20 protein-coding genes and 1 riboswitch are annotated in these 22,684 nt (G+C 68.4%); of the genes, 7 read left to right on the forward strand and 13 right to left on the reverse strand.

Features of this window, described 5'->3' with window-relative positions:
* From AC1DU6_RS03650 to AC1DU6_RS03660, 3 genes are all read right to left on the reverse strand, one after another.
* Window positions 1-705: aldehyde dehydrogenase family protein (locus tag AC1DU6_RS03650; protein ID WP_477856100.1), on the reverse strand; the 705-nt coding region annotated here is incomplete at its 3' end.
* Between the two features lie 10 nt (window positions 706-715).
* Complete coding sequence (gene preA / locus AC1DU6_RS03655) at window positions 716-2,023, reverse strand: NAD-dependent dihydropyrimidine dehydrogenase subunit PreA (protein WP_477856101.1); 1,308 nt, start codon at window positions 2,021-2,023, stop codon at window positions 716-718.
* Window positions 2,016-3,389: an NAD(P)-dependent oxidoreductase gene (locus AC1DU6_RS03660; protein WP_457320466.1), complete on the reverse strand. Its 1,374-nt coding sequence runs from the start codon at window positions 3,387-3,389 to the stop codon at window positions 2,016-2,018. Before AC1DU6_RS03660 ends, preA begins: the two co-directional genes overlap by 8 nt.
* Window positions 3,390-3,494: 105 nt before the next feature.
* Between AC1DU6_RS03660 and AC1DU6_RS03665 the strand changes: the two genes are divergently transcribed.
* Window positions 3,495-4,127 (forward strand): TetR family transcriptional regulator C-terminal domain-containing protein, encoded by a 633-nt coding sequence (locus AC1DU6_RS03665; RefSeq protein WP_457320468.1) that lies wholly within the window; start codon window positions 3,495-3,497, stop codon window positions 4,125-4,127.
* Complete coding sequence (locus AC1DU6_RS03670; protein WP_457320470.1) at window positions 4,127-4,567, forward strand: nuclear transport factor 2 family protein; 441 nt, start codon at window positions 4,127-4,129, stop codon at window positions 4,565-4,567. The genes AC1DU6_RS03665 and AC1DU6_RS03670 overlap by 1 nt, the downstream gene beginning before the upstream one ends.
* Before the next feature lie 41 nt (window positions 4,568-4,608).
* On the opposite strand, the gene AC1DU6_RS03675 is transcribed toward AC1DU6_RS03670, so the two are convergent.
* From AC1DU6_RS03675 to AC1DU6_RS03685, 3 genes are all read right to left on the reverse strand, one after another.
* The gene (locus AC1DU6_RS03675; RefSeq protein ID WP_457350962.1) at window positions 4,609-6,468 is read right to left on the reverse strand and encodes a sensor domain-containing diguanylate cyclase; all 1,860 of its coding nucleotides are present in this window, start codon (window positions 6,466-6,468) and stop codon (window positions 4,609-4,611) included.
* Window positions 6,469-6,542: 74 nt separating this feature from the next.
* Entirely contained in the window at window positions 6,543-7,142 is a 600-nt protein-coding gene (locus AC1DU6_RS03680; protein WP_477856102.1) for a hypothetical protein, read from the reverse strand.
* Window positions 7,139-7,636, reverse strand: coding sequence for an RNA polymerase sigma factor (locus tag AC1DU6_RS03685; protein WP_457320476.1), 498 nt, complete (start codon window positions 7,634-7,636; stop codon window positions 7,139-7,141). The genes AC1DU6_RS03680 and AC1DU6_RS03685 overlap by 4 nt, the downstream gene beginning before the upstream one ends.
* A gap of 78 nt (window positions 7,637-7,714) precedes the next feature.
* Here AC1DU6_RS03685 and AC1DU6_RS03690 point away from each other — a divergent pair, with 78 nt between their 5' ends.
* Both AC1DU6_RS03690 and AC1DU6_RS03695 read left to right on the forward strand, forming a co-directional pair.
* Entirely contained in the window at window positions 7,715-9,007 is a 1,293-nt protein-coding gene (locus tag AC1DU6_RS03690; protein ID WP_457320478.1) for a S8 family serine peptidase, read from the forward strand.
* Between the two features lie 109 nt (window positions 9,008-9,116).
* Window positions 9,117-9,926 carry a hypothetical protein gene (locus AC1DU6_RS03695; RefSeq protein ID WP_477856103.1) on the forward strand — a complete coding sequence of 270 codons (810 nt, stop codon included), beginning with the start codon at window positions 9,117-9,119 and terminating at the stop codon, window positions 9,924-9,926.
* Window positions 9,927-9,978: 52 nt separating this feature from the next.
* On the opposite strand, the gene AC1DU6_RS03700 is transcribed toward AC1DU6_RS03695, so the two are convergent.
* The 6 genes from AC1DU6_RS03700 to AC1DU6_RS03725 form a co-directional block, all read right to left on the reverse strand.
* Complete coding sequence (locus AC1DU6_RS03700; RefSeq protein ID WP_457320482.1) at window positions 9,979-10,767, reverse strand: ABC transporter permease; 789 nt, start codon at window positions 10,765-10,767, stop codon at window positions 9,979-9,981.
* The gene (locus AC1DU6_RS03705) at window positions 10,764-12,857 is read right to left on the reverse strand and encodes an ATP-binding cassette domain-containing protein (RefSeq protein WP_477856104.1); all 2,094 of its coding nucleotides are present in this window, start codon (window positions 12,855-12,857) and stop codon (window positions 10,764-10,766) included. The genes AC1DU6_RS03700 and AC1DU6_RS03705 overlap by 4 nt, the downstream gene beginning before the upstream one ends.
* 171 nt (window positions 12,858-13,028) lie before the next feature.
* Window positions 13,029-13,697, reverse strand: a complete 669-nt coding sequence (locus AC1DU6_RS03710) for a hypothetical protein (RefSeq protein ID WP_056192162.1) — start codon at window positions 13,695-13,697, stop codon at window positions 13,029-13,031.
* Window positions 13,694-14,590, reverse strand: coding sequence for an ABC transporter ATP-binding protein (locus AC1DU6_RS03715; RefSeq protein WP_457320150.1), 897 nt, complete (start codon window positions 14,588-14,590; stop codon window positions 13,694-13,696). Before AC1DU6_RS03715 ends, AC1DU6_RS03710 begins: the two co-directional genes overlap by 4 nt.
* Window positions 14,587-14,973, reverse strand: a complete 387-nt coding sequence (locus tag AC1DU6_RS03720; protein WP_457320152.1) for a GntR family transcriptional regulator — start codon at window positions 14,971-14,973, stop codon at window positions 14,587-14,589. Before AC1DU6_RS03720 ends, AC1DU6_RS03715 begins: the two co-directional genes overlap by 4 nt.
* Before the next feature lie 100 nt (window positions 14,974-15,073).
* Window positions 15,074-16,276 carry an HD-GYP domain-containing protein gene (locus AC1DU6_RS03725; RefSeq protein ID WP_457320153.1) on the reverse strand — a complete coding sequence of 401 codons (1,203 nt, stop codon included), beginning with the start codon at window positions 16,274-16,276 and terminating at the stop codon, window positions 15,074-15,076.
* 83 nt (window positions 16,277-16,359) lie between these two features.
* A riboswitch (S-adenosyl-L-homocysteine riboswitch) is annotated at window positions 16,360-16,431 on the forward strand.
* A gap of 19 nt (window positions 16,432-16,450) precedes the next feature.
* Between AC1DU6_RS03725 and metH the strand changes: the two genes are divergently transcribed.
* From metH to AC1DU6_RS03740, 3 genes are all read left to right on the forward strand, one after another.
* Window positions 16,451-19,153: a methionine synthase gene (gene metH, locus AC1DU6_RS03730; protein ID WP_457320155.1), complete on the forward strand. Its 2,703-nt coding sequence runs from the start codon at window positions 16,451-16,453 to the stop codon at window positions 19,151-19,153.
* A 94-nt stretch (window positions 19,154-19,247) separates the two neighbouring features.
* Entirely contained in the window at window positions 19,248-19,817 is a 570-nt protein-coding gene (locus AC1DU6_RS03735; protein WP_056192176.1) for a glycine zipper 2TM domain-containing protein, read from the forward strand.
* Between the two features lie 44 nt (window positions 19,818-19,861).
* Window positions 19,862-20,311 carry a glycine zipper 2TM domain-containing protein gene (locus tag AC1DU6_RS03740; protein ID WP_457320158.1) on the forward strand — a complete coding sequence of 150 codons (450 nt, stop codon included), beginning with the start codon at window positions 19,862-19,864 and terminating at the stop codon, window positions 20,309-20,311.
* A gap of 9 nt (window positions 20,312-20,320) precedes the next feature.
* Here the strand turns inward: AC1DU6_RS03740 and AC1DU6_RS03745 are convergent.
* The coding region (locus AC1DU6_RS03745) for a diguanylate cyclase domain-containing protein (RefSeq protein ID WP_477856105.1) at window positions 20,321-22,684 on the reverse strand (2,364 nt) is incomplete at its 5' end.

A 22,684-nucleotide genomic window follows, 5' to 3' on the forward strand; every position in this document is an offset into this window, starting at 1 on the left:
GATGTGCTCGGCCACCGGCGTGGAACCGACGAAGCTGACGGCCGCGATGCCGGGGTGGGCGAGGATGGCGTCGACGATTGTTTTGTCACCCTGCACGACGCTGAACACGCCGTCGGGCAGGCCGGCTTCCTTCAGCCATTGCGCCATCAACAGCGACGCGCTTGGGTCGCGCTCGCTGGGCTTCAAGATGAAGGCATTGCCGCAGCCGATGGCCAGCGGGTACATCCACATSGGCACCATGRCSGGGAAGTTGAACGGCGTGATGCCSGCGACSACRCCCAGCGGCTGGCGCACGCTCCAGGCGTCCAGGCCGCGCGCGATCTGCTCGGTGTACTCGCCTTTGAGCAGCTGCGGCATGGCCGTCGCGAACTCGATGTTCTCGATGCCACGGGCCACTTCGCCCAAGGCATCCGGCATGGTCTTGCCATGCTCGCGCACCAGCGCGGCGGCCAGTTCTTCGCGCTTGTCCTGCACGATGGACAGGAACTTGAACAGCACGCGGGAGCGGGCCAGTGCCGGCGTCTGGCCCCAGGCCTTGGCGGCCTTGGCAGCGGACGCGACCGCGGCGTCCAGGTCGGCCACGCTGCCCAGCAGCAGCTTGCCCTGCACCGCGCCGGTGGCGGGGTTGTAGATGTCCTGCTGGCGCTCGCCGCTGCCGCGCGTGATGGCGCCGCTGATCCAATGACCGACTTCGTAGGGACTCATCTCGATTCCTTCAAGTGCATCCGGCACTCATCGGGTTGTTCGGGTGCGTGGTCCAGTTCGCATAGCTGCCGTCGATGACGCGGCCCGTGCGCGCATCGGTCTCGCCCGGCTGCAGCGCGCGCATCGAGATGGTGCCAGGGACGGGGCAGATCGACACGCAGAGATTGCAACCGACGCATTCGGCATCATTGACCTCGAAATGCCGCTGGCCGTCCTTCATCGCAAAGATGGCCTGGTGCGAGGTGTCCTCGCAGACGACATGGCAGCGCCCGCACTTGATGCAGCTGTCCTGGTCGATGACGGCTTTCTCGACGTAGTTCAGGTTGAGCTGGTTCCAGTTCTTCACGGTCGGCACCGCGCGGCCCTGGAAGTCGGCAATGCTCTTGTAGCCCTTCTCGTCCATGAAGGTGTTCAGGCCCGAGCACATGTCCTGCACGATCTTGAAGCCGTAGACCATGGCGGCGGTGCAGACCTGCACCGTGCCGCAGCCCATGGCGATGAACTCGGCCGCATCGCGCCAGGTGGTGATGCCGCCGATGCCGCTGATCGGCAGGCCGGCGGTTGCCGCGTCGCGGGCGATTTCGGCCACCATGTTCAGCGCGATCGGCTTCACAGCCTGGCCGCAGTAGCCGCCGTGCGAGYCCAGGCCGTCGGTGACCGGGCTCATGGTCATGCGGTCCAGGTCCACGCCCATGACCGAATTGATGGTGTTGATGAGGCTGACCGCATCGGCGCCGCCCGCATGGGCTGCGCGCGCCGGGAATCGCACGTCGGTGATGTTGGGCGTCAGCTTCACGATGACGGGCATCTTCGTGTGCTTCTTGCACCACTCGGTGACCTGCTGGATGTACTCCGGCACCTGGCCGACGGCCGAGCCCATGCCACGCTCGCTCATGCCGTGGGGGCAGCCGAAGTTCAGCTCCACGCCGTCGGCGCCGGTGTCGGCCACGCGCTCCAGGATGGCCTTCCAGCTCGCCTCGTTGACCGGCACCATCAGCGAGACGATCATGGCCCGGTCAGGGAAGTCGCGCTTCACGCGCTTGATCTCGTCGAGGTTGATCTGCAGCGGCCGGTCGGAGATCAGCTCGATGTTGTTGAAGCCGATGACGCGCCGGTCCTGGCTCCACAGCGTGGCGTAGCGCGGGCCGTTGACGTTGACGACCGGCGGGTCCTCGCCCAGCGTCTTCCAGACGACGCCGCCCCAGCCGGCCTCGAAGGCGCGGCGCACGTTGATCTCCTTGTCGGTCGGCGGTGCGGACGCGAGCCAGAAGGGGTTGGGGCTTTGGATGCCGAGGAAGTTGGTGCTCAGGTCAGCCATGGGAGGCCTCCGTATCGTGATGGCGGACGGCGCTCAGGCCCAGGGCGCGGTCGATGCTGATGGCGGCGCGTTTGCCGTGCTCCACGGCTTCTACGGTCAGGTCCCGGCCGCCGGCGCGGCAGTCGCCGCCGGCCCAGACGCGGGCCAGGCTGGTCTGGCCGTCGGCGTCGGTCTTGATGCGGCCGGCTTCCAGGGCGATGGCGCTGCCAGCCGGTTCCGGCTGATACGTCTGGCCGATGGCGCGCAGCACCATGTCGGCCTCGATGAAGAACTGTTCGCCGGTGTCGACGAGCTTGCCGCCTTCGAGCTTCGTCGCCGCAAAGCGCATGCCTCGCAGCACGCCGCCCTGGCCTTCCACGCCGAGCGGCCGAGCCCAGCAGCGGATGGTCACGCCGTTCGTCTGTGCCCAGTGCTGTTCGTGGGTGGAAGCCGACAGGCCGTCGGGCCCGCGGCGGTAGACCATGGTCACCTGCTCGGCACCCAGCAGCCGGCTCTGCACGGCCGCGTCCACGGCTGTCATGCCGCCGCCGATGACGACGACCTTGCGGCCCACTGTGACGATCTCGGGCGCGCTCTGGCGCAGCTCGGCGATGAAGTCGACGGCGTCGCGCAGGCCCGTGACCTGCGGTTCGGCAATGCCCAATGCATTGACGCCACCCAGGCCCAGCCCGAGGAAGACCGCGTCGTATTCAGCCAGCAGGCCGTCGAGTGTGATGTCACGGCCGAGTCGACAGTTCAACTTGGGCGTGATGCCGCCAATGCTCAGCAGCCAGTCGATCTCCTTCTGCGCGAAGCCGCCGGCCACCTTGTAGGTCGCCAGGCCGTATTCGTTCAGGCCACCGAGCTTGGGGTTGGCGTCGAACAGCACGACGTCATGACCGCGCCACGCCAGGCCGTGGGCCGCAGCCAGGCCGGCCGGCCCGGCGCCAACGACGGCGATGCGCCGGCCCGTCGGCATGCCGCGTTCGAACAGCGGCTTGGCGCCGGGGTTGGCGAAGTGACCCTCCACCGCATAGCGCTGCAGCATGCCGATCTCCACCGGCTTGCTCTCATTGGTGTTGCGCACGCAGGCCTGCTCGCACAGCACCTCGGTCGGGCAGACGCGGGCGCACATGCCGCCCAGCGGGTTGGCCGTCAGGATGGCCTCGGCCGCGCCGCGCACGTTGTCCTGCGCCACGCGCTGGATGAAGCTGGGGATGTCGATGCCGGTCGGGCAGGCCGTCTGGCAGGGCGCGTCATAGCAGTAATAGCAGCGCTCCGCCTCGATCAGCGCCTGCGTCCGGTTCAGCGGCGGATGCGCGTCGGCAAAATTCTGCGCGTAGTCATCGGGCGTCAGGCGCCCGGATTTCAGATCGGCAAGGTCCACGGGAATCTCCGGGTGGAAAACACCCAAACATTACTACTCCGTAAAAATTGACCTAAGCGTAAAAACCCGCAGCTTCAGCTTGGTGCGCGCCGTCAGAATGCGGGCATGACCGTGACCGCTGCCGCGCGCACCCCGCGCGCCGCCACCCTGCGCAAGCAGGAGGCCATCCTCGCTGAAGCCGAACGCCAGTTCGCCCGATACGGATTCGAAGGTGTCAGCCTCGACAGCATCGCTGCCGTGCTCGATCTGTCGCGCCAGAACCTGCTCTATCACTGGCCCAGCAAGGAGGAGCTTTACCGCGCCGTGCTGGACAGCGTGATGGGCGAGTGGATGGCCAACATGAACGCCATCACCGAGGCCGACGAACCCGAAGCCGCCATCCACACCTATGTGTCGGCAAAACTACGATTCAGCCGTGAACGGCCCAGCGGCAACGCCGTTTTCACGCGCGAGATCATGGCTGGCGCGCCGCGCTACCAGGACGTGCTCAAGGCCCAGGTCATGCCGCTGCTGCATGCCGACGTGGCGCGTTTCGAGGGCTGGGCGGCCGAGGGCCGCATCCGGCGCGTCGATTTCACCCACCTGATGTTCCTGATCTGGTCGTCCACCCAGGCCTATGCCGATCTGGGGCCGCAGTTCGCTCTCTACATGGGCAAGCCAGCATTGGAAGAAGAGGACTTCGACCGTGCCCGCGAGCTGATCACGGGGCTGATCTGGCGCAGTCTGAAAGTGGCCTGATGAAGCGTCGCGGTCTCTTGATGGGGTTGATGCTGGCAGCCGGCCTGGCCCAGGCCGCCCCGCCGGCCGAGCTGGTCGCGCAGCTCAAGGCCCAGTCGGACGCCTGGGACCAGGCCATCGTCCGCCGGGACCGCGCCGCCATCGAGGCCAACATGGCCGAGGATTTCCGCCAGATCGACGGCCGCGGCAATGTCGAAACCAAGGCCAGCTTTGTCGAAGGGCTGGTCTCGCCCGACCTTGTCATCGACCCCTACACCGTCGAGGACTTCGAGGTGCGCGTCTATGGCGACACGGCCCTGCTCAGCGGCCGCACGCGCATGACGGGCCGCTATCAGGGCCAGGCCTTCAAGAGCCACTACCGCTACATCGACATCTACGTGAAGCGTGGCGGCGCCTGGAAGATCGTCAGCGTGCAGATCAGCCGCATCCCCGAACCCTGACTGCTGACCAAGGGGCGCGGCAGTTGAGTTGAGCACGCGGCTCAAGCTGTCGGCCCGTCCTCGTCTTCATGCATGACCCAGCGGCCCTTGCCGGTGCGCTTGCCGGCCAGCATGGCCCGGTCGGCGCAGGTGATCAGGGTGTTGACGTCGCGCCCATGCCGCGGGTACATGGCCACGCCGATGCTGATCCCCACCCGGGCCTCGCCGCCGCCCGGCAGGGGGATGGGCGCCTCGAAGGCGGTCAGCAGCCGGTTCAGCGCATGCCTTTCGTCGTAGAGGCCGTTGAGCTGGTTGAGCACCAGCACGAACTCATCGCCGCCGATACGCGCCACCACGTCGTTGCCGCGCACGCTGGCGCTCAGGCGCTCGGCGGTGATGCGCAGCAGCGCGTCGCCGGCGTCATGGCCCTGGGCGTCGTTGATGGCCTTGAAGCCGTCCAGGTCCAGATAGCAGACCGCCAGCCAGCGGTCGTTGCGTTCGGCGTCGCGCAGCAGGAAGGCCAGGCGCTCGAACAGCAGGTGCCGGTTGGGCAGGCCGGTCAGCATGTCGTGGAAAGCCAGGTGGCGGGCCTGCTCCTCGCTGTGCTTGATGGCCGTGATGTCCAGCATCAGCCACAACGACTCGCCGTCCGGCAGGGCCGTGCCGCTCAGGTCGATCCAGACCGGGCTGCCATCCTTGCGCCGCATGCGCAGCTGAGTGCGGTAGCGGTGCGGTGCCTCCAGGCGCTGGGAGGCGCGGCCGATCTGGGCGTAGGACTCATCGTCGAGATAGAGCAACCGTGAGGGCTGGCCGCTCAGCTCGCCAGGCTCGTAGCCGAACAGCCGGTCCAGGGCGGCGTTGTGCCAGACCTCGCTGCGGCCGCGCAGCCTGACCATCGCCACCAGCTCGTTGTCCAGCAGTGCGCCGCGCTCGGCGGCCAGCAGCTCGACGCGGCTGCGCTCCTGCACCTGCCGGGCCTGGGCGCGGTAGATGAAGACCGAGAACGCGACCAGCAGCGCCTCCAGCAGCAACAGCAGCGCGGCCAGCACGCCGACCTCCCGGCGCCAGCCGGCGTAGAAGTCCTCGGTGGCCAGGCCCGCCAGCATCAGCATCGGGTAGTCGGGCACGGTCTCGTAGGCGGTGGCGCGTTCCACGCCATCCAGCGCCGTGCGTGTGACGAAGCTGCCCTGCTTCGGGTTCGCGGCCAGTGCCGCGCGCAGCTGTTCGGACACCCGGGTCGTGCCGGTGCCGGCCTCGGGGTTGGCATCCAGCGGTGAATACCGCGCGATCAGCTGCAGCGAGCTGGAGCGCAGCGTCACGGCCCCCTGGGCGCCGACGTTGGCACGCTTGAAGTCGTCGCGGAAGCGCTCCGTCTTGATGCTGGCGTAGACCACGCCCAAGAAGCGGCCATCGGCGGCGGTGCGGGCGCGTGCCAGGACCAGGCCCCAGCCGCCGATGATGCGCCCGCGCTGGGGCTCGGAAACGGCCGTGCGCGTCGGGTCGGCCTGCGCCGCGCGGAAATAGTCGCGGTCGGCCATGGACACGGCCGGCCTGTCGCCGGGGTTGAGCACCAGGCCGTTGGCGTCGGTCACGCGCAGCGCATCGATGGTGGGCACCAGGGCCCGCTGCTCCTCGGCAATGCGCGCGATCTCGCGAAGGTCCGCCCCCTTGGCCGGCAGCTCATCCAGCCGCTTCAGCAAGGACTGCAGGCTGTTGTCCACCAGCCTGAAGCCCGCGCTGACGTTCTGCCCCAGCGTGTGCGCCAGATTGGCCGCCGTTTGGCGCGCCTGCGCCTCATGGGTCTGCTGGCTGGCATAGGCGACCCGCAGCGCGACCAGGACAACCATCGCCAGGATGACGAGGTTGCCGAGGATCAGGTAGCGCTTGAAGCGCAGCAGGCTTGCAGAGATTCGCCAGGGCATGCGAAGGCAAAGTCAGGGGTTGGTATGTGGTTTGCCCTCCCCGGCTGCCCCATGCTAGCCCAGCCGCGGTGCTTTCAGTGCCAGCCGGCGTCGCGCGCGGTGCGCTCCTGCTCGGCGTTGAGGGCTTCGCCGGCGATGAGCCCGTCCATCGCACCCAGCACGGCGGGTGGCAGGGCGGTGGCGGCCTGGCGCATGCCGGTGCCGGGCGTGGGCGCCACGGCCGCGACCTGCTGCAAGGCCCAGGCGCCGTCGCCGTCGCGGCAGGCCAGGCCGGCCGAGGCGGTGGTCGTGAAGCTGCGGCAGTAGCGGCCGTCCCTGGCCTTGAAGCTGACCTGCACGGCCACTGCGCCGCCTGGTGCGCTGGCGAGCTGGCGGTCCAGCGCCTGGGCGATGGCGCCGGTGGCGACAAGGCGGTTTTCATCGGTCGCGCCCGGTGGCGTCAGGCGGGTGCCGATCAGCGTGCCCAGCAGCAGCGTTGCGGCCATGCCGCCCCAGGCGGCCCARCTGGACATGGCACGCCGCTGGGCGCGCACGGYGCCGAGGTCCACGACCTGCGCGGCCGGCTCGGCCAGCARGGCCYTGAGSCGCTCCGGCACAGGCTCCTTCAGCACGCCGTCAAAGGCGGCGGCCAGGCGGCGGCGCTCGGCTTTCAGTTGATCCTCGTTCATGTTCATGGCCACTCTCCCAGCAGTTCCTGCAGCGCCTCGCGGGCGCGGGCGACGCGGCTCGTCACGGTGCCGACCGGCACGCCCAGCGTCTCGGCGGCTTCCTGATAGCTCAAGCCCTCGACCAGCACCAGGCCGACCACCGTGCGGTGCTCGTCGCTCAACTTGGCTACGGCCTTGCGCACGAGGATGGCGTCCAGCGGCGCGCCCGTCATGGCGCCGTCGCCGACGTGCTCGCCTTCCTCCTCGGGCAGGAAAGTCTGGCCGCGCCGTTCACGGGCCCTCAGTTCATCGATCCACGCGTTCTGCATGATGCGAAACATCCAGCTGTCCAGACGCGTTCCAGGCGTCCACTGGTCGGTGCGGTTCAGCGCCTTCTCGATGGCGACCTGCACGAGGTCGTCGGCGTCTTCGCGGGAGTGGGCCAGCGTGCGGCCGAAACGGCGCAGCCGCGGCAGCAGGGCAGCAATTTCCTGGCGAAGTTCGGAAAGGTTCTCGGGCATCGATACAGGGACAACGGACGAGGCATGGATTTTCTTCCCTCCCTCGCTCGTTATCCTCACAAAAGCTGTTGCGACGCCATGAAACCTCTTCTCGCTCTGACCCTCGCCGCCCTGGCCGTGCCGGCCCAGGCCCAACTGCGCTTGCCGCAGCTGCCGGGCGTGTCGCGCCTGCCCGGTATGGTGGACCGTGTCGTGGACCGCGTCGTGCAACCCCTGCCCGAGCTGCTGTCGTCGACCACGCAGCTGGTGGACCTGCGCGCGACGACGGTGCGCGACCTGCTGCAGCGCCATTCGGACCTCGTCGAGGCCGACCCGCGCGGCGAGCTGATACGCCGCCGCGAACTCGTGCTGCTCTCGCCCAGCGATGCCGCCTTGGCCGCAGCGGCGGCCCTGGGCCTCGTCAAGCTGCGCGAGGAGGCCTGGCCCGAGCTGGAACTTCGCGAGGTCGTGCTGAGTGTGCCCGCGAGCCTGGGCACAGCCGAGGCGCTGGACAAGCTGCGCGCCGCCCAGCCCGATCTGCAGGCCGACTTCAACCATCTGTATTCGCGCAGCGGCGAGCTCGCACCCGGCGCCGCTGTCGCCCCAGCCAAGCCGCGCGGCCCGGTGCGGGTGGGCCTCATCGATGGTGGCGTGGACCGCCGTCACACCGCCCTGCGCCATGCGGCCGGCGGCAGCTTCGGCTGCGCTGGCAGCCTCGTACCGAGCGAACATGGCACGGCCATCGCCTCCCTGCTCGTCGGCCGCGACCGCGGCTTTGCGGGCGCTTCACCCAAGGCCGAGCTGTTTGCTGCCGACGTGTACTGCGACAAGCCCGACGGCGGCTCGGCCGAGGAGGTCGTGCGCGCCCTGGCCTGGATGGCGCGCGAGCGCGTCGCCGTCATCAACCTGAGCCTGGTCGGCCCACCGAACCGGCTGCTGGAGCAGGGCGTCGCGGCCCTGGTCAAGCGCGGGCATCTGCTCGTCGCGGCGGTCGGCAACGACGGCCCGGCCGCGCCGCCGCTGTTCCCGGCTTCCTATGCCGGCGTCATCGGCGTGACCGGCGTCAACCCATCGCGCCGCGTGCTGCCCGAGGCGGCGCAGGGGCCACAGGTGCTGCTGACGGCGCCGGGCGCCGATGTCGCCGTGGCCCGCAGTGGCGGCGGCTATGGCATCGCGCGCGGCACCTCGTTTGCGGCACCGCTGGTGGCGGGCCTGCTTGCTGCGGAACTGCGCGAGCCCGACCCGGCCGCCGCTGCGGCAGTGCTGGAGCGCCTGGCCGCTGCCGCCATCGATCTGGGCGCGCCCGGGCGCGATCCGGTCTATGGCCGTGGCCTCGTCGCCGAAGACCTGCGCGTGGTACCCGAGCAGCTGCAAGCACGCCAGGCACGCTGAAACAGACACTTGCATCTCGATCGGGAAGGAAGTCTCGGCTGCGGTCGTTGTACTCAGTGAAAGGGCCGGAATGGCTGGCTCTTCCGCAACAACCACCCGGAGATCCATCATGTTTGCAACCCGTCGCACCCAAGTTCTTCGCACCACGCTGAGCACCGTGTTGACCATTTCGGCCGTCGYGGCCGGCCTGCTCGCTTCCAACGCCCACGCCGGCCTGCTCGGCGGTGGCGGTGGCGGCCTCACCGGTGGCTTGACCGGCGGTTTGAATGGCGCGCTGTCGCCCCGCCAGCTCGATGTCGGTGGCCGCGCGAACGGCAATGCCAGCGGCTCGGCGGACGGTTCCCTCGTCAAGGGCACGCTGGACAAGACCAAGGGCACCGTCGGCGGCGTCAAGGACACGGCGACGGCCAAGGTCGGCGAGGTGAAGTCCACCGCGACCGACAAGGTGGGTGAGCTGAAGTCCGCCGGCGAAGGCGCCAAGGACTCGCTGGGCAATGCTGCCGGCAGCGCCTCGGGCAGCGCCGATGGCAGCATCAGCGGCGCGTTGAATGGCACGGCCAACGGCGTCAGTGGCAATCTGGCGGGCCAAGGCAGCGGCATGCTGAACGGTGCGCTGAGCCGTGGCGATACGCCGGCCGCGACGACGCCCGCCAACCCGGCCACACCGACGGCCACGACCCCCGCCATGCCGGCAACTCCGGCCACGCCCACGGCCTCCACCGCGCCCGCCGCCACCTCGCCGCTGACGCTGGGGGGTGCCGCGGCGGGCAGCGCCAGCAAGAAGGAAGTCAGCGGCAATGCCAGCGGCCAGGCCACCGGCCGCCAGACCCAGGCTGCGGGCGGCGCCTCGGCCAAGGCCTCGCGCACCGACAAGTCGGTGGCCGTGGACGGCGCGGCCAATGGCTCGGCCAAGCGCTGATCGGCCTTGAGGCTGAAGAGCCAGGGCGGCCTGCGGGCCGCCCTTGTCGTTGTCAGCCGCGCCGCTTCAGGCGGTACAGCGCAATCCCGGAGCAAAGCACCGTGAACCCGAACAGCACGGCGAAGGCCATCTCCGGTGCGATCCAGCGGAACTTCTCCACCCCGCCCGCGGCGAAGACGAGCTGGTTGAGGTGGAACTGCGGCCAGAACGGCGCCTGGAAGTACATGGACTTGGGCAGCGGGAAGAACACGCCCGACAGGTAGAGCCCCGGCAGGTAGAGCAGGTGGGCGTAGGCCGGCGCGGCCGAACCGCTGGCCAGCGCGCCGACCATCAGACCCAGGGCGCAAAAAGGGATGGCACCGGTGATGAGCACGACGCTCATGGCCGCGAGTTGGCCGGCGCTCAAGCCGGCCTGGCCGCTGACGGCGGTGACGACGAGGATGGGCAGGTAGGCGATCACGCCGGTCACGACGCCAGCGACGATCTTGGCCGTCAGCCAGGCGCCGGGCGGCGCGGGCTGGGCGCGCTTGAGGGTCAGCAGGCCCAGCTCTCGTTCCATGGCGATGGACGGGCAGGTGGCGAACACCGCGGCCATGGTCACGGCCATCAGCGAGAAGCCGGCGAACATGAAGCGGGCGGCGTCCGGGTCCTTGGCCGTCATCTCGCCGGCCACCGCGAAGGCGAACAGCAGGTACAGGGCCACCGGCAGCACGAACATCGGCAGCGCAAAGGCCGGCGCGCGCAGCAGGCGGATGAGTTCGAGGCGGATCTCGGCCGTGTAGGGCGATGTGGTGCGGTGGGCCGGCGCGAAAGCCGGGGTGGGGCGGGTCAAGGTGGTCATGCGGCCTCCCGGGTCAGTTCGTTGAAAGCGTCATTGAGCCCGGCCTGCTTCACTTCCAGGCGCGAGAGCTGCGGGTCGGCCGCGAGCAGGCGGCGCACCACCGCTTCGGCATCCGTGGCGACGATGGCGAGCTGGTCGTGGTCACAACTCACGTCCACCACGCCCGGCCACCGGCGCACGTCGCCCGGCACCAGCGAGGTCTCGCAGCGGATGTGGCGGCGAGATACGAGCGCGCGCATCTCAGCCACGCTGCCCGAGGCGATGACGCGGCCCTTGCCGAGCACGGCCACGCGGGTCGCCAGTGCTTCCGCCTCTTCCAGATAGTGCGTCGTCAGCAGGATGGAGCAGCCCTCGCGCAGCAGTGCACGGATGTTGRCCCACATCAGCTCGCGGGCCTGGATGTCGAGACCGACGGTGGGCTCGTCCAGGAACAGCACCCGAGGGCGCCCGCAGACGGCGATGGCGAACTGCACCTGGCGCTTCTGGCCGCCGGAGAGCTTGCCGTAGGGCCGATTGGCCAGCGCCGTGATGCCGGCGCGCTCCAGCGCGTCCTTCACGCTCAGCGGGTGCTGGTAGTAGCTGGCCGACAGCGCGACCAGCTCATGCACCTTGAGGTCCTTGGGCAACTCAACGTCCTGCATCATGACGCCCAGCCCCTGGCGCCGCGCAATCTCCTGCGGCGAGCCGCCGAGCAGGCGCACGATGCCGGCGTCGGCGTTGTGCAGGCCCAGCCACAGCGAGATGGCCGTGGACTTGCCGGCGCCGTTGGGGCCGAGCAGTGCGAGCAGCTCGCCGCGCCTGAGCTGCAGGTCGACGCTGCTGAGCGCCTCCAGCTTGCCGTAGCGCTTGGACACGCCGCACAGCGAGGCGACGACGTCATCGGTCGTCGCTTCTTCGGTGGAGACGGCAACGGCGCGACGGGGATAAGCCTTGCCGTTGAGCACCTTGCCGATGACCGTCGAGCGCACCAGCCCCTGGTAGCTCAGCAGAAGCACGGCGAGGCTGCCCAGCAGGACGAGCGGGTACTTCACGCCCCAGTGCAGCGGCCAGTCGCCCACCCAGACCTGCACGGCGCACACCAACGGCAGGTGGACGAGGTAGATCCAGTAGGACGCATCGGCGACGTAGCGCAGGGCCGGGCTGTGGCCTGACAGGAAACGCAGTGCGAGGCCCGTGATGGCGAAGGTCCACGACCAGGCCGAAGCAACGAAGGACAGCGCGAAGATCAGCTTCGGCGTATCGGGCATCCCGAATGGCGGCTGGGTTCTCAGGATGCAGAGGCAGACGGCCGAGGACGCGATGGCCAGCGCCAGGTGCAGTGGCCAGCGTGCGCGCAGCGCCGCCAGCGCATCTGGCGCGCGATGCACCAGCCAGCCGAACATGAAGGCCGTGCCGAAGCCGACCGTGGCGGGCAGTTGCGGGATCAACGACTGGTCCGGTGTGGGGATGCCGACCGCGGGCATCCACATCTGCAGGGACAGCAGGCAGCCCGCGAGCGGCAGGCCCAGAAGCAGCGCACCGGCCGGCCAGCGCAAGGCAGCGGTCGTGATGCGGTCCAGCCAGCCGCGCAGCACCTGGCCCCGGTCCAGCGCCGCGATGGCACTGCGCAGCAGCAGGGCGCCGGCATACAGCCACAACAGCTGGTAGAGGAACCACAGGTGGAACAGCGGCAGCGCGCCAAAGGTCTTGGGCATTTCCGGAGGGGCCGGCGGCGCGCCGTTGAACACCTTCTGCATGCCCAGTCCCCACACGAAGATGATGGCGACGAACAGCAGTGGCCAGCCGACGACCAGCGGCACGGCGATGCGCTTGCCGCGGTTGAGCCAGAAGCCCGCGGTGCCCAGCTTCTGGTACTGCAGCCGCGCGAAGTAGCCGGCGATGAAGAAGAACAGCGTCATGCGGAAGCTGTGCGCGACGAAGGCCGCGTCGCCCAGGAAGGCACTGGGCGAGTTGTCGCTCATGGCCCATAGCCCCTTGGGGATGCCGGGGATGAAGGACATGCTGGCGTGGAAGGCCACGCCCAGCAAAAGGGCAAAGCTCCGCACTGCGTCGAGGGCGTGCAGCCTCTCGCCGTTGGGTTGTGAAGTCATGGTGTTTCCCTAGGAGGTGTGGATCGACCCCGCGCGGCCGAGCAGGCCGTCGCGGCGTCGCCAATCAAGGCGCAAAGCGGAGCCGTAGCCCGTGCTACGGCGAGCATTTGCAACGCCGAGTGGCGGCGTTGCGGTGGGATGAGCGGGCGTGAGGGGTTGGTTCATGCCTCCTCACAGGAAGTCGCGCCGACGTGCGGCGGTGAACAGGGGCAGGGACAGGGCGAGGACGGTGAGCGCCGCTTCAGCGGCGAGGAGCAGCCAGAACGTGCCGTTCCAGACGGGGGTGGCGGCGAGCATGTACTGCCCCACCTCGGGAATGCGGCCGACGCCCATCATGAAGAGCGAGACCGACATGTTCGTGAGGATGATGACGCCGCCCATGCCCGCCTCGGAGCTGATGTTCAGCGCGGCGCACAGCACCAGCGCGAAGTTCAGCAGCAGGAAGACGCACAGCAGCACGGCGTAGGGCAGCAGCCCATCGGCAATGCCCGGCATGACGAGGATCAGCGCCACCGCGCCGGCGCTTAAGCCAGCCCACGGCAACAGGAAGCTGGCGAGCAGGCCCAGCAGCTTGGCGCGCACATAGTCGCCTGGCGACAGCGGCAGGCTCAGCACGAACAGCAGCGAGCGGTCCTTGCGTTCGGAGGCCACGCCGAACAGCGCCAGCATGACGCCCAACGCAATGATCGCCGTCAGCCAGACGATGAAGCCGATGTTGAAGCCCACCTCGCCGCTGGCCGCGGTCAGCAGCCCGGCAAAGCCGGCAGCGGTGGCGCCGACGAGCAGCCAGCGGTAGACGTAGAGCTCCTTGGCAACGAGCTTGCGGGTGAGCAGCTTCATGACGGGTGTGCCTCTTGGGCTTGCCGGCTGTGCATGACGGTGGCGACGAAGACTTCTTCCAGGCTCATGCGGTGCACCTCTTGCACCGGTGCGCCGAGGCGGGCAAGGAAGTCGTCGTTGAAGCCGTCGATGGTCAGCGTGACGTTGGGGCCGTCGACGTCGCGGTGGACGATCTCTGGCAGACGCCAATCGGGCGCACCGTCCGGTAGCCGCAAACGCAGCGTGCGCCAGCGTTCGAGGAAGTCCTCCTTGTTGTTGGACGCCACGACACGGCCACGATCGATGAAGGTGATGCGGTCGGAAATGCGCTCCACGTCCAGCGTGTTGTGCGACGAGAACAGGATGGAGCGGCTGTCGTCGCGCAGCACGTCCATGAACTCGGTCAGCAGTTCCTGGCGGGCGACCGGGTCCATGCCCGAGGTGGGCTCGTCCAGCACCAGCAGGCGCGGGCGCCGCGCGAGCGCCAGCAGCAGCAGGGCCTTGGCCTGTTCGCCCGTGGACAGGCTCTTGGCCATCTGCCCCCCATGCAGGCCGAAGCGCTTCAACAGCGTGGCGGCGTAGGTTGCGTCCCAGCCGGGGTAGAGGGACGCGACGAAGTCCATGTGCCAGGCCAGCGTCGCCTGCGGCAGCAGCTTCATGTCGTCGCTGACGAAACCGACATCGGCTTTGGCGGCGGCCTGGTCTTGAGGCATGTCGTGGCCGAGCAGGCGAATGCTGCCAGCGTCAGGTGTCAGCAGGCCCATCAGCAGCCGGATGGTGGTGCTCTTGCCGGCGCCGTTCGGGCCGACGAGCCCCATGATCTGGCCCTGCTCAAGGTCGAGGGACACGTTCTCCAGCGTGAAGAAGCGGAACGCCTTGCGCACGCCGTTCATCTCAATGGCTTTCGCGCTCATTTGTCGGGCTCCTGATTCAGCGCGTTGCGCAGTCGTTCGATCAAATCCGGCTCGGGCATGGCCAGCGACCTGGCAATCTCGCCAGCCGCGGCGAGGTGGGTATCGAGCTGGGCCAGGCGCATGTCCTTGGCCAGGCCTTGCGCGTCGGCCACGAACGAACCCTTGCCGTGGCGGGTGACGATGACGCCTTCGGATTCCAGGTCCAGGTAGGCGCGCTTGACGGTGATGACGCTGACGCGCAGATCCGCCGCCAGCGCGCGGATGGACGGCAGCTCCTGCCCGGCTGGCCAGTCCCCGGCGGCAACGCGCTGGCGGATCTGTTCGACGATCTGGAGGTACATCGGCCTCGCGTCGGTCTGCGAGATGAAGAGACTGCTGTGCATAATGTGTATACACAGAATATATGCGCAGTCCGGCGAATGCAAGCGGCGGAATGAAAAGAGCGGCCCGCGGGCCGCTCTTGCCGGTCGATTCAACCGCCGTCTAGAGCTTCAGCAGGGCTTCCAGATTCACGCGCAGCTTGAATTCCGCCGGTGCCAGGCTGGCCGAGATGGCCTGGGCGGCCAGTCGCGTATCGCGTGGCACGGGGTTGCTCAACGGGCTGCCGCTCTTGCCGATCAATGCAGCGACGAGAGGCTCATTGGCGCTGAAGCCGCGTTTGAAGACGAGCCCGACTTCGCCATTGGCCAAGCGCACGATGCTGCCGGGTGGGTACAGGCCCACGGTCTTGATCAGCGCCGCGCCGGCTTCGTCAGGCTGGCCGAGTTCGTCGAGGAAGACGGCGCGGGCGGCCGCGGCGCCGCTCATGGCCTGGCGGCTGCGGCGGGGCGACAAGCGCGCGCCGAAGAGATCGATGCGGCGCAGCAGTCGGGCCAGCTTCTCGCCATCGCTGCGGCTGCCGAGCGGGCCGGGCCCGGCCTCGTGATGGAGGCGCACGGCGGTCAGCCAGACGGGGTCGGCGACGCCGACCTGGGCCAGGCGCTGCGCAGCGCGGTCGCCGTGAGCGGCCAGGGCCTGGCGCTGGGCGGGCGTGGCGGCGTCGAGCTGGCTGGCCAAGCGGTCGTGGGCGGGGCCGGCGCCGTAGTTCATCGTCAGCGCGGCGCCCTGCAGCGCGCTGCGCAGTTCCGGTGCCAGTTGCATCTGCTGGGCGACCAGGTCGCAGAGCAGCAGCGTCAACAGCGCGTGACGGGCGCTGTAGTCGCCGAATTCCTGGCTGCTCTCGAAGATCAGCAGCATCAGGGTTGCGTCAGGGTGGGCGTGCAGGCGCTTCAGCGCGGTGTCGCGCAGCGCGGCCAGTCGGGCGGTGAAATCAACCGGATCGGCCTCGCGCAGCAGGCTGTGGGTGTGCAGCAGCAGGTTGGACCAGGCCTCGCGCGGGCCGAGTTCCACCTTGGTCGGGGCCAGAGTGTCGAGCCGGAAACTGCCGTCGGCTTTGACGATGTCGGACAGCGGCACGTCCTGCATGACCATGGTGTCCAGCCGATGGGCCAGCGCGCGCTGGTACTCCATGGTGTCTGCGGAGTTCACCCACGCGCCGCCATCGACGAGGCTGCGCACCAGCGGCGAGTCGCGCAGCACCTGGCCGCGCGCGAACAGCAGCTTGCCGTTGGCGTCGAACAGGTCGTACGGCAGGGTCATGCCCAGGCGCAGCGTGCGGGTCGGTAGAGGGATGAGTTCAGAGGCCATGGATTGAGGCATTCTCAACGGCCTTCGGCTTCGGCAAGCCGATCTTGAGCGAGGACGAAGGGGTGGCTGCGTAGAATTCCCGGCCATCCGAGGAGCGCTGCGACGGGTTTTCTTGCCTGCCAGGCTCGGATTTCTGAAAACGGCGCTCATCGATCCTCTGCCTGAGCCCCATCGATGACCACGCCCCCTTCGCCTCCTGCACTGAAGCTCTCTGGCCTCGAGCCCGTCGCCATCGATGCCGGCAGCCTGTTCGTCAACATCGGCGAGCGCACCAACGTCACCGGCTCCAAGGCCTTCGCGCGCATGATCCTGGCGGGGGAGTTCGAGAAGGCGCTGGCCGTCGCGCGCCAGCAGGTCGAGAACGGCGCCCAGGTCATCGACATCAACATGGACGAGGCCATGCTGGACAGCCAGGCGGCCATGGTGCGCTTCCTGAACCTGATCGCCGGTGAGCCCGAGATCGCGCGCGTGCCGATCATGATCGACTCGTCCAAGTGGAGCGTCATCGAGGCTGGCCTCAAGTGCATCCAGGGCAAGGGCATCGTCAAYTCSATCTCGATGAAGGAAGGCGAGGATGAGTTCCGCCGCCAGGCCAAGCTCGTGCGCCGCTACGGTGCCGCGGCCGTGGTGATGGCCTTCGACGAGAAGGGCCAGGCCGACACCTTCGCCCGCAAGACCGAAATCTGCGAGCGGGCCTACCGCATCCTGGTCGACGAGGTCGGCTTCCCGGCCGAGGACATCATCTTCGACCCCAACATCTTCGCCATCGCGACCGGCATCGAGGAGCACGACAACTACGCCGTGGACTTCATCGAAGCCACGCGCTGGATCAAGCAGAACCTGCCCGGCGCCAAGGTGTCAGGCGGCGTGTCCAACGTGTCTTTCAGCTTCCGTGGCAACGAGCCGGTGCGCGAGGCCATCCACACCGTCTTCCTGTACCACGCCATCCAGGCGGGCATGGACATGGGTATCGTCAATGCCGGCATGGTGGGCGTGTACGACGACCTTGATGCCGAGTTGCGCGAGCGCGTCGAGGACGTTGTGCTGAACCGCCGCGCGGATGCGGGCGAGCGCCTCATCGAGATCGCCGACCGCGCCAAGAGTGCCGGCAAGGACGATTCGGCCCGTCTGGCCTGGCGCGCCGGCGATGTGAACCAGCGGCTGTCGCACGCGCTGGTGCATGGCATCACCGACTTCATCACCGAAGACACCGAGGAAGCCTGGCAGGCCATTCTGGCCAAGGGCGGCCGGCCGCTGCACGTCATCGAAGGCCCGTTGATGGCCGGCATGAATGTCGTCGGCGACCTGTTCGGCCAGGGCAAGATGTTCCTGCCGCAGGTGGTGAAGAGCGCGCGCGTTATGAAGCAGGCCGTGGCCCACCTGCTGCCCTATATCGAGGAAGAAAAGCGGCTGCTGATCGAGGGCGGCGGCGACGCCAAGCCCAAGGGGAAGATCGTCATCGCCACCGTSAAGGGCGACGTKCACGACATCGGCAAGAACATCGTCACGGTGGTCTTGCAGTGCAACAACTACGAGGTCGTCAACATGGGCGTCATGGTGCCGGCCCAGGACATTCTGCGCAAAGCCAAGGAAGAGGGCGCGGACATCATCGGCCTGTCCGGGCTGATCACGCCGAGCCTGGAGGAGATGCAGCACGTCGCGGCCGAGATGCAGCGCGACGACTACTTCGCTTCGCGCCACATGCCGCTGCTGATCGGCGGCGCCACGACCAGCCGCGTGCACACGGCCGTCAAGATCTCGCCGCACTACGACGGCCCGGTGGTCTACGTGCCCGATGCGTCGCGCGCCGTGGGCGTGTGCACCGAGCTGCTCAGCGACGACCGCGCCGCGGCCTATATCGCAGAGCTGAAAGCCGACATCGAGAAGACCCGCGAACTGCATGCCAACAAGAAGCAGACGCCGCTGGTGACGCTGGCTGCCGCACGGGCCAACAAGGCCGTGCTGGACCTGAGCCGCGTCGCGCCCGCCCCGAAGTTCACCGGTCGTCGTGTGCTGAAGAACCTGGACCTTGCGGAACTGACCCGCTACATCGACTGGGGCCCTTATTTCCAGACCTGGGACCTGGCTGGCCCGTATCCGGCCATCCTTGATGACGCTGTCGTTGGCAGCGAGGCGCGCAAGGTGTTTGCCGATGCGCAGGCGATGCTGAAAAAGATCATCGACGGCCGCTGGCTGCAGGCGCATGCCGTCTTCGGCCTCTACCCGGCCGCGCGCGTCAACGAGGACGACATTGCCATTCGCAGCGAACCGCCCATGGTCTGGCACGGCCTGCGCATGCAGTCAGAGAGGCCCGTCGTCGAAGGAGTGAAGCGCCCCAACCGCTGCCTGTCCGATTTTGTTGCGGAAGAGGGCGACCACGTCGGCATGTTCGCCGTCACCGCGGGCCTGGGCGTCGACAAGAAGGAGGCGGACTTCCTCGCCACCCATGACGACTATTCGGCCATCATGCTCAAGGCCCTGGCCGACCGCCTGGCCGAGGCCGCCGCAGAGTGGCTGCACGAGCGCGTGCGGCGTGAGTTCTGGGGCTATGCGCCGGCCGAGGCGCTGAGCAATGCAGAGCTCGTGGCCGAGAAGTACGAAGGCATCCGCCCCGCGCCCGGCTACCCGGCCTGCCCCGACCATCTCTCCAAGCGCGACCTGTTTCGCGTGCTCGCGCCCGACGAGATCGGCATGGGCCTGACCGACAGCATGGCAATGACGCCAGCGGCCAGCGTCAGCGGCTTCTACCTGGCGCACCCTGACGCGGCGTACTTCAATGTCGGCCGCATCGGCGACGACCAGCTCGCCGACTGGGCCGTGCGCTGTGGCTTGGACGAGACCGAGGCGCGCCGCGCGCTGGCGCCGCTGTTGGGCTAGGTCGACACCCTGGGCCTGAAGCGGTTTCGTCCTACAGGGAGGGCCGCTGTAGGGGCGGCATGCTTCGGGTCATACCAACCACATCGGAGGCCCCATGTCGACCCCCATGAATTCCGTCAAGTCCACGCAGATCGTCGCCGGCGTCGCCGTCGTGCTGGCGCTGCTCGGTGGCGCCTATGCAGTGGGCCGGTCGCAGACGGTCACCAGTGAGCCGATTGCCGCGACGACACAGCAGCAGACCACCGCCGCACCGCAACGGCTGGCCAGTGCCGACCCGGTACGCCAGGCCCAGCCGGCGCCCGTGGTTGAAACCCAGGCCCCGCCCGCGCTGTGCGACAGCTGCGGCCGCGTGACCGACGTGCATACCGAGGCGCGCCGTGGCAAGGGCAGCGGCGTCGGTGCCGTGGGCGGCGCCGTCGTCGGCGGCCTGCTGGGCAATATGGTGGGTGGCGGCAACGGCAAGAAGCTCGCCACCGTGGCGGGCGCCGTGGGTGGCGGTTATGCCGGCAACGAGATCGAGAAGAACCAGAAGAGCTACAACGTCTGGATCGTGCAGGTGCGCGAGCGTGATGGCCGTCTGCGCCGCTTCGAGCGCAGCGCCGACCCGGGCCTGCGCGTCGGCGATGAGGTCAGGCTGACCGAGAACGGCTTCGTGCGCGCCTGACGCGGCGCGAAGCCAGGGCAGGGCGGGTTCCAAGGAGTGATGCGATGAAGTTGCTGATTGCCACCGCGGCCCTGGCGGCCACCCTGTCCACTTCCGTTCGCGCCGAGGACAACCCGGCCCCGGTGCTGTCCGTCCCGACGCAGGCTCAGCGCAGCGCGCTCTGCGACGGCTGCTTGTGGGTGCAGGAAATCCACAGCGAGACCCGCAAGGGCAAGGGCAGCGGCCTGGGTGTCGTGGGTGGTGCCGTCATTGGCGGCCTGCTGGGCAACCAGGTGGGCGGCGGCACCGGCAAGAAGCTGGCGACCGTCGGCGGGGCTGCCGCTGGCGGCTATGCCGGTAATGAGGTCGAGAAGAACGCCAAGAAGTCCACCGTCTGGGTCGCGCAGGTCGTCGACCGCCATGGCCGTATGCGCAGCGTCGAACTCGGCGCCGATCCCATGCTGAGGGCCGGCGACACCGTGCGCGAGAAAGACGGCCAGCTCGTCAGGCCCTGACGAGGCCTGCTACGACGCGTGCAACCGGTACTGGTTGCGCCCCGCGCCCTTGGCGAGATACAGCGCCTGATCGGCACGGCCGAGCAGTTCCTCGCCGCCGAGTTCGTCTCGCGGGTGAACGGCAATGCCGATGCTCGTCGCTATCGACAGTTCGCCGGCCGATGTGGCAAACGGCCGGTTGATGGCCTCGATGATCTTGCCGGCGACGATCTCGGCCTCGGTGGCAGCGCGCAGGCCTTCCAGCACGACGACGAATTCGTCTCCCGCCAGCCGGCCGACAAAGTCGGTGCCCCTGACCAGTTGCTGCAGCCGCCGCGCAAACTCGCACAGCACCTCGTCGCCGACACCGTGGCCATGGCTGTCGTTGATGAGCTTGAATCGGTCGATATCAAGGAACAGCAGCGCCGTGAAGCTCTGCGCCCGGTGGGCCCGCTTGATCACCGCGGCCAACTGCTCGTTGAAGCTGTAGCGGTTGGGCAGCCCGGTGAGGGCGTCGGTGCGGGCCAGCTCGGCAAGCTGGCGCTCGAGCTGCCGGCGTTCGGTCACGTCCGTGCTGAGCGCATAGAGGCCGCGGACTGAGCCATCCTCGGCGATGTCGGGCAGGTAGAGGTTGTGCAGCGAGCGGGCCGCGCCGGCCGCCGTGGATTCGACATGGAACTCGACACGCTCGCCGCCAAGTGCCCGCGCCAGGTGCTCGCGGCGCTGTTCGTACAGCGCCGCCGGCACGGCCTCCGCCACGGTCTTGCCGACGGTAGTGCGGTGATCCAGGCCTGTCCACTTGCTGAAGGTCTCGTTCAGGAACAGCAGGCGCTGGTCCTTGTCGATATAGGAAATCATCACCGGCAGGTTGTCGGCGATGTCACGCAACCGTTTCTCGCTTTCGGCCAGCTTCGCCTCGGCTTGGCGACGTTCCGTGATGTCGAAGGAGACGGAATAGAAGCCCTGGACCTGGCCGGCCGCATCGACGTCGGGCACATAGCGTTGCGCGAAGTACAGGGTGCCATCGCCATGGGTCACGAAGGATTCGAACTGGCGGGGCTGCCCTTGCATCACGGCGTCGATATGGGGCTTGGCGATCTCCCACACCGCGTCTCCCCGGATCTCGCGGAAGGTCTGCCCCAGCAGCTCGGAGATGGGGCGCCGCAGCACGCGCTCGGCGGCAAGGTTGCCAAAGTCCGCGCGCAGGTCCTTGTCGAAGTGCGAGACCACAACGGGGATGTTGTCCGTGATGTCCTTCAGCCGATGTTCCGAAGCCTGGACGGCCAGCTCGGCGGCCTTGCGTTCGGTGATGTCCATCGACACCGAATAAAAGCCCACCACCGTGTCGAACGCGTCGCGCCTGGGTACATAGAGTTGATGGAAATGCCGCTGCGCCCCGGGCAGTACCTGCGTGCTATCAAACTCGACGGACTGGCCCTGCAGCACAGCCTCGATGTGGGGTTGCAGTTGCCGCGCCCCGTCCTCGCCGCGCACGTCGCTGACATGCTTGCCGACAAGCGCTTCGGCCGGCACGCCGTAGACCCGCCCGGCCGTTGCATTGGCGAACACGATGCGRGCGCCGGCATCGAACTCGGTGATGAGCACGGGGACGTTGTCCGCAACGGCGCGCATGCGTTGCTCGGCTTCGCGCAGCTCGCCCGTGCGGCGCTGCAGGGCGATGGTCATGGCGTCAAAGCGGCGCTTGAGGGTGCCGAGCTCGTCCCGGGCCGTGCTGCCGAACAACGGCACCTGCTCGCCGCGCTCGAGGGCCTCGGTGGCCTGCGTGAGCAGGGCCAGCGGCCGCAGCACGCGGCGCACGCCAACACTGGCCAGCACGACCAGCAGCATGCTGAAGGCGACCACCGCGGCCATGGTGACCTGCTCGTGCACGTCCTCCGCGAGCCTGCGCGCGTCGCCAGCGTTGCGTGACCAGCGGAAGGCCGCGTCCGCCATGGCTTGGGTGTCGCCGAGCAGCAGCTCGAAGGCCTGGTCGTGGCGGCGGCGCTGGAAGTCGCTGTCTGGCGCGGCTGCCGTCTTCAGCGCGCGCTCAAAGAGAGCAGGCAGCCGGCCGGCCGCGTCTCTCAGCAACTCGACTTCGGCATGCGCTGATCCCTGAAGATCGGCGCCTGCCAGGTCACGCACGATGTTGGCGTGCCAGCTCTTCCACTCCGAGACCGAGAGCTCGTCGCGCTCACGCTGGAACACGTAGGTCGCGCCGACCAGGCCTGCCACGTCGCGCGCTACCTGCTGCGCCCGTTGCTGCTGGGCTTCCGCGCGGCCTTCCAGCCGGGTGGCCGTCCACATCGCGACGATGGCCGACGTGCCCACCAGCGCGGCAACGGCCCCAGCGGCAATGAAGAGGGAGCGGATCTTCATGGTGGTGCAGGTCAGCGA

It is taken from the genome of Roseateles sp. P5_B10, assembly GCF_056400485.1.